The 7302-nt window shown below is 71.3% G+C and carries 5 protein-coding genes; all 5 read left to right on the top strand.

Annotated elements, in window-relative coordinates:
* On the top strand, positions 1 to 474 hold a 474-nt coding region (locus ABD211_RS06095), incomplete at its 5' end, for a carbohydrate-binding protein (protein ID WP_344127085.1).
* A 148-nt stretch (positions 475 to 622) separates the two neighbouring features.
* Positions 623 to 3592: an excinuclease ABC subunit UvrA gene (gene uvrA, locus ABD211_RS06090; RefSeq protein WP_344127083.1), complete on the top strand. Its 2970-nt coding sequence runs from the start codon at positions 623 to 625 to the stop codon at positions 3590 to 3592.
* 144 nt (positions 3593 to 3736) lie between these two features.
* Entirely contained in the window at positions 3737 to 4213 is a 477-nt protein-coding gene (locus ABD211_RS06085) for a Rieske (2Fe-2S) protein (protein WP_344127081.1), read from the top strand.
* A 52-nt stretch (positions 4214 to 4265) separates the two neighbouring features.
* Positions 4266 to 6296 carry an excinuclease ABC subunit UvrC gene (gene uvrC / locus ABD211_RS06080; RefSeq protein ID WP_344127079.1) on the top strand — a complete coding sequence of 677 codons (2031 nt, stop codon included), beginning with the start codon at positions 4266 to 4268 and terminating at the stop codon, positions 6294 to 6296.
* A 52-nt stretch (positions 6297 to 6348) separates the two neighbouring features.
* The gene (gene rapZ, locus ABD211_RS06075; RefSeq protein ID WP_425560361.1) at positions 6349 to 7266 is read left to right on the top strand and encodes an RNase adapter RapZ; all 918 of its coding nucleotides are present in this window, start codon (positions 6349 to 6351) and stop codon (positions 7264 to 7266) included.
* The last annotated feature ends 36 nt before the right edge of the window (positions 7267 to 7302 follow it).

Genomic DNA, 7302 nt, shown 5'->3' with positions numbered 1-7302 from the left:
GGCGCGGCGGCGCGGCCACCGGTGGTCCGGGCCTCCGCGGAATCGGCCCTGCCGGCCCCGGAGCAGGTGGTCGTGGAGGCCGAGGCGGCCGCGAACATGCTCGGCGGCGGGGCGCAGCGGATGCGCCGGCCGGGCATCTTCAACGGCGGCGGGGTGACCGGCCTGGGTCGCTCGGCGCCCGGGCAGCCCGAGGGTTGGCTGACGTTCACCGGCATCCCCGCGGCGCGACCGGGCCAGTACGCGGTGACGGTGTACTACCTGACGCCCGACGGGCTGGCCGGCTACGACGTGTGGGCGAGCGTGCGGGTGGACGGGCGGCGGGCGATCCCGCTCGGGGTGTTCCCGCCGGCCCGGCAGGTGCGTTCGAAGATCGTGTGGGTGACGCTGCGTCAGGGTTACAACACGCTGCGGTTCGGCAACCCGTACGGGCCGGCGCCCGTGATCGACCGGATCCTGGTCCGCCCGAACGGGTGATGCAGGCCTCTGACGAGGCGACGGAACGGGAATGTCATAGGGCAGGGCTAGAGTTGCCCGCGGCGGCGTCGGTGCCCGCGCGGGTGTGTTTGATCGCAGGTCAGCGACGTCGGGATCCGTTCCTCGTAACTACGAGTGAGGCCTAGACGTGACCGACCGTCTGATTGTCCGTGGCGCGCGCGAGCACAACCTCCGTGACGTGAACCTCGACCTGCCCCGGGACGCGATGATCGTGTTCACCGGGCTCTCCGGGTCGGGCAAGTCGAGCCTCGCGTTCGACACGATCTTCGCGGAGGGGCAGCGGCGGTACGTCGAGTCGCTGTCGTCGTACGCGCGGCAGTTCCTCGGTCAGATGGACAAACCGGACGTCGACTTCATCGAGGGCCTGTCCCCGGCGGTCTCCATCGACCAGAAGGCGACCTCGCGCAACCCGCGCTCGACGGTCGGCACGATCACCGAGGTCTACGACTACCTGCGCCTGCTGTTCGCCCGCGCCGGCGAGCCGCACTGCCCGGTCTGCGGCGCCGCGATCAGCAAGCAGACCCCGCAGCAGATCGTCGACCGGGTGCTCGCCATGCCCGAGGGCACCCGCTTCCAGGTCCTCGCCCCGGTCGTGCGCGGCCGCAAGGGCGAGTACCTCGACCTGTTCGGCGAACTGCAGACCAAGGGCTTCGCCCGGGCGCGCGTCGACGGCGTGGTGCATCCGCTGGCCGAGCCGCCGAAGCTGAAGAAGCAGGAGAAGCACACCATCGAGGTGGTCGTCGACCGCCTCGCGGTGAAGGAGTCCGCCAAGCAGCGCCTCACCGACTCGGTGGAGACGGCGCTCGGCCTGGCCGGCGGCATCGTGATCCTCGACTTCGTCGACCTGCCGGAGGACGACGAGAACCGCGAGCGCAAGTTCAGCGAGCACCTGGCCTGCCCCAACGAGCACCCGCTCGCGATCGAGGACCTGGAGCCCCGGTCGTTCTCCTTCAACGCGCCCTACGGCGCGTGCCCCGAGTGCACCGGCCTCGGCACGAAGAAGGAGGTCGACCCCGACCTGCTCATCCCCGACGACGAGAAGACCCTGCGCGAGGGCGCGATCCAGCCGTGGGCCGGCGGGCACACGCTCGACTACTTCCTGCGCCTGCTGGAGGCGCTCGGCCAGGCCGAGGGCTTCGACCTGGACACCCCGTGGCGCAAGCTGCCCCAGCGGGCCCAGAAGGAGATCCTGCACGGCAGCGACGACCAGGTCCACGTGCGCTACCGCAACAAGTACGGGCGCGAGCGGTCCTACTACACGGGCTTCGAGGGCGTCGTGCAGTGGATCGAGCGCCGGCACTCCGACACGGAGTCGGACTGGTCGCGCGACAAGTACGAGGGGTACATGCGCGACGTGCCGTGCCCGGCCTGCGCCGGCGCCCGGCTCAAGCCCGAGGTGCTCGCGGTGACCCTGGGCGGCCGGAGCATCGCCGACGTGTGCGCGTTGTCCGTGGGGGAGTGCGCCGACTTCGTCGGGCAGCTGGTCCTCAACGACCGGCAGCGGATGATCGCCGAGCGGGTACTCAAGGAGATCAACGCCCGGCTGCGGTTTCTCGTCGACGTCGGCCTGGACTACCTGTCGCTCGACCGGGCCGCCGGCACGCTGTCGGGCGGCGAGGCGCAGCGCATCCGCCTGGCGACCCAGATCGGCTCCGGCCTGGTCGGCGTCCTGTACGTGCTGGACGAGCCCAGCATCGGCCTGCACCAGCGCGACAACCACCGGCTGATCGAGACCCTGGTACGGCTCAAGAGCCTCGGCAACACCCTGATCGTGGTCGAGCACGACGAGGACACCATCCGCACCGCCGACTGGATCGTGGACATCGGCCCGGGCGCGGGCGAGCACGGCGGCCGCATCGTGCACAGCGGCCCGGTGAACGAGATCTACGACAGCAAGGAGTCGATCACCGGCGCGTACCTGTCGGGCCGTAGGGAGATCCCGGTGCCCGGGGCGCGGCGGATCCAGACGCCGGGGCGCGAGCTGGCCGTCATCGGCGCGCGCGAGCACAACCTGCGCAACCTGACGGTCACGTTCCCGTTGGGCCAGCTCATCGCGGTCACCGGCGTGTCCGGGTCGGGCAAGTCCACGCTGGTCAACGACATCCTGCACGCGGTGCTGGCCAACCAGATCAACGGCGCCCGCATGGTCCCCGGCCGGCACACGCGGGTGACCGGTCTGGAGCACCTCGACAAGGTCGTCGGCGTCGACCAGTCGCCGATCGGGCGCACGCCGCGGTCGAACCCCGCGACGTACACCGGGGTGTTCGACAACATCCGCAAGCTGTTCGCGGAGACGACCGAGGCGAAGGTCCGGGGCTACGGTCCGGGGCGGTTCTCGTTCAACGTCAAGGGCGGCCGGTGCGAGAACTGCGCGGGCGACGGCACGATCAAGATCGAGATGAACTTCCTCCCGGACGTGTACGTTCCGTGCGAGGTCTGCAAGGGCGCCCGCTACAACCGCGAGACTCTTGAGGTGCACTACAAGGGCCGCACCATCGCCGAGGTGCTGGACATGCCGATCGAGGAGGCCTCGACCTTCTTCGAGGCGATCCCGGCGATCCACCGCCACCTCAAGACGCTCGTCGACGTGGGCCTGGGCTATGTCCGCCTCGGCCAGCCCGCGCCGACCCTGTCCGGCGGCGAGGCCCAGCGGGTCAAGCTCGCCAGCGAGCTGCAGAAGCGCTCCACCGGCCGCACGGTGTACGTGCTGGACGAGCCCACCACGGGCCTGCACTTCGAGGACATCCGCAAGCTGCTGCTCGTGCTGGACGGCCTGGTCGACAAGGGCAACACGGTGATCGTGATCGAGCACAACCTGGACGTCATCAAGACCGCCGACTGGATCATCGACATGGGCCCGGAGGGCGGCCACAAGGGCGGCACGGTCGTCGCGGTCGGCACCCCGGAGGAGATCGCCGAGACCCCGGAGAGCTACACCGGCCAGTGGCTGCGGCACGTGCTCAAGCTCGACGGCGCCCCGGCCGGCGCGACCAAGGCGGTGAGCCGGGCGGCCAAGGCCAACGGCGCGCCCGCGAAGAAGGCGGCACCTCGGAGATCCGTCAAAGCTGCGGCAAAGTCCGCTGGGAAGTCCGCATAGCGATCGACCTGCATAGATAGAAAGGTGCCGACGAGCAGGGCCCCTCGATCGCGATAGTGTCTGCACGAGACTCGCCCGGACGGTGAACCGGGTGCCGCGCGCGCCCGTTCCTCATCGTCGTAGCGACGTACGAGGGAGGCTCGGATGAACGATCAGGATGGACGGGGCGCCGCCGGCGCGAGTCGGCGGGCGGTGCTCGCCGGAAGTGGGGTCGTCTGCGCCGCGCTGCTGCTCGGCGCGTGCGGCGGCGACGAGGAGACACCGCCCGCCAGCACGGGTAACGGTGGCGGTGGGGGTGACACGCCGACGTCGGCGGCCCCGGGCGCGGGCTCGTCGGGGACGGTCCTGGCCAAGGAGGCCGACGTGCCCAAGGCCGGCGGGATCGTGGTGGGCACGACGCTCGTGGTCAAGCTCGCCGACGGCACCGTCAAGGCGTACGACGCGCACTGCCCGCACATGGGCACGCTCGTCAAGGCGCCGGTCGGCGGCAAGTCGGAGTGCCCGAACCACCACTCGTTCTTCGCGATCAACGATGGCGCGCGGCTGAGCGGCCCCGCCGAGACCGGTCTCCGGGACATCCCGGTGAAGGTCGAGAACGGCAACGTCGTCGCGACCACCTGACAAGGCGTGACGCCCGCCGGTTGTGACATACCGGCGGGCTAGCCTTGCAAGCGTGCGAGGGTCCTCAGCTTCCTACCGGCCGGCGCCGGGGACGATTCCCGAGTCGCCGGGGGTCTACCGGTTCCGCGCCGCCCCGGGTCCCGGCGAGGCCGTCGGCCGGGTGATCTACGTCGGCAAGGCGCGCAGCCTGCGCCAGCGGCTCAACTCGTACTTCGCCGACCCCTGGACGCTGCACCCGCGCACCCAGCAGATGGTGACCACGGCCGCGTCGGTCGACTGGGTCACGGTCGCCACCGAGGTCGAGGCCCTCCAGTTGGAGTACGCCTGGATCAAGGAGTACGACCCGCGGTTCAACGTCCGCTACCGCGACGACAAGTCGTACCCGTTCCTCGCCGTGACGCTCGACGAGGCGTTTCCGCGGCTGCTGGTCATGCGTGGCGCCAAGCGCAAGGGCGTGCGCTACTTCGGGCCGTACTCGCACGCCTGGGCGATCCGGGAAACGCTGGACCTGCTGATGCGGGTGTTCCCCGCGCGCACCTGCTCGGCCGGGGTGTTCAAGCGGCACGGCCAGATCGGGCGGCCCTGCCTGCTCGGCGACATCGGCAAGTGTTCGGCCCCCTGCGTCGGCCGGGTCAGCGCCGAGGAGCACCGGTCGATTGTGGACGACTTCTGCGACTTCATGGCCGGCCGCACCGACCGCATGGAGCGCCACCTGGAGCGCGAGATGCTCGCCGCCTCGGAGGAGCTGGAGTTCGAGCGCGCCGCCCGGCTGCGCGACGACCTGGCCGCCCTGCGCCGGGCGATGGAGAAGCAGTCCGTGGTCTTCGGCGACGGCACGGACGCCGACGTGATGGCGTTCGCCGACGACGAGCTGCAGGCCGCGGTCCAGGTCTTCCACGTGCGTACGGGCCGGGTGCGCGGCCAGCGCGGCTGGGTCGTGGAGAAGACCGAGGACGTGACCCCCGGCGACCTGGTGCACCAGTTCTGCTCCCAGATCTACGGCGCCGAGGACGTCGACATCCCGCGCGAGGTGCTCGTCCCCGAGCTGCCGACCGACGGCGACGCGCTCGCCGACTGGCTGTCCGCCAAGCGCGGCAGCCGCGTGCAGCTGCGGGTGCCGCAGCGCGGCGACAAGAAGGCCCTCATGGAGACGGTGGCGCGCAACGCGGCCGAGGCCCTCGTGCAGCACAAGCTGCGCCGCGCCGGCGACCTGACGGCCCGCAGCCAGGCCCTGGAGGAGCTGGCCGACGCGCTGGAGCTGCCGGCCGCGCCGCTGCGCATCGAGTGCTACGACGTGTCCCAGATCCAGGGCACCGACGTGGTGGCCAGCATGGTCGTCTTCGAGGACGGCCTCGCCCGCAAGAGTGAATACCGGCGCTTCGCGGTCCGCGGCGGGACCGACGACACGGCCGCCATGAACGAGGTGCTGCACCGCCGCTTCGCCCGCTACCTGCAGGCCGCCGAGAACGCGGACCCCGACCGTCCCGGGATCGACCCCACCACCGGTCGCCCGGCCAAGTTCGCGTACCCGCCGCAGCTCGTCGTCGTCGACGGCGGCCAGCCGCAGGTGCAGGCGGCCGCCCGGGCGCTGGACGAGCTCGGCATCGTCGACGTGGCGCTGTGCGGGCTGGCCAAGCGGATGGAGGAGGTATGGCTGCCCGACAACGACTTCCCGGTCATCCTGCCGCGCTCGTCCGAGGCGCTCTACCTGCTGCAGCGCGTCCGCGACGAGGCACACCGGTTCGCCATCACGTTCCACCGTGAGCGGCGCTCCAAGCGCATGACGGCGTCCGCCCTCGACAGCGTGGCCGGCCTGGGCGAGATCCGGCGTAAGGCCCTGTTGCGGCACTTCGGTTCGCTCAAGCGCCTGGCCGCCGCCACAGTGGAGGAGATCACCGAGGTGCCTGGGATCGGCCCGCGTACGGCGGCGGCGGTGCTGGCCATCCTGGCGGGTGACGAGCCGCCGCGCGGCGCGATCGAGGAGCAGGCCGGGTCGACCGGACAGGTTACGGTCGGGGATCCGTCGGCGTCCGTACCGGACAAAACTGACACCGCCCGCGACCAGGACGCCCCCGGGACGTAGATTTGGCCATCGCGGCCCGGCTTCGGGTCGATGGCATCGGGCAGGGGGTTGCGTGACGGAGGGGTCGGCGGGCGCCGAGACCGCGGCGGAGGCCGCGAAGGAGCCGGGCGTCGGGACTGAGCTGGTGATCATCACCGGCGTGTCCGGTGGCGGGCGCAGCACGGTGGCCCGCGCCATGGAGAACGTCGGCTTCTACGTGGTCGACAACCTGCCGCCCGCGCTCATGCTGGACATGGCCACGCTGGCGCAGCGGGCCGGTGGCGTCGTCCGCCGCACGGCCATGGTGCTCGACGTGCGCTCCCGCGCGTTCTCCACCGACATCACGGGCGCGATCCAGGCGCTGCGCGAGCGCGGGTTCGAGCCGCACGTGCTGTTCGTCGACGCCGACGACGAGGTGCTCATCCGCCGGTTCGAGAACGTACGGCGCCCGCACCCCCTGCAGGGCGACGGTCGGCTCTCCGACGGCATCGCGGCCGAGCGCGCGCTGCTCGCCGGTGCCCGCGAGTCCGCCGACGTGATCATCGACACCACCCACCTCAACGTCAACCAGCTGCGCGCCCGCGCCGAGGAGCTGTTCGCGGGCGAGGACTCCCGTCGGCTGCGGGTCACCGTCCTGTCCTTCGGCTTCAAGTACGGCCTGCCGCCCGACGCCGACTTCGTGGTGGACGCCCGGTTCCTACCGAATCCGTACTGGGTGCCCGAGCTGCGCGAGCACACGGGCCGGGAGGCCGAGGTCAGCCGGTACGTGCTCGGCCAGCGCGGCGCCGGCACGTTCGTGGAGACGTTCGTCCGCCTGATCAACGCGACCGCGCCCGGCTTCGAGCGCGAGGGCAAGCGCTACGTGACCGTGGCGGTCGGCTGCACGGGCGGCAAGCACCGCAGCGTGGCGATCTCCGAGGAGCTGGCCCGCCGCCTGCGCGAGACCCGCCTGTCCGCCCACGCCCAGCACCGCGACCTGGGGCGCGAATGAGCGGGCGAATCGTCAGCTCAGTTGACACAGGTCGGC

The organism is Luedemannella flava, from assembly GCF_039528515.1.
Lineage (GTDB): Bacteria > Actinomycetota > Actinomycetes > Mycobacteriales > Micromonosporaceae > Luedemannella > Luedemannella flava.
Note: the sequence above shows the minus strand (reverse complement) of the source record. Positions and strands in the feature narration are given on the sequence as shown.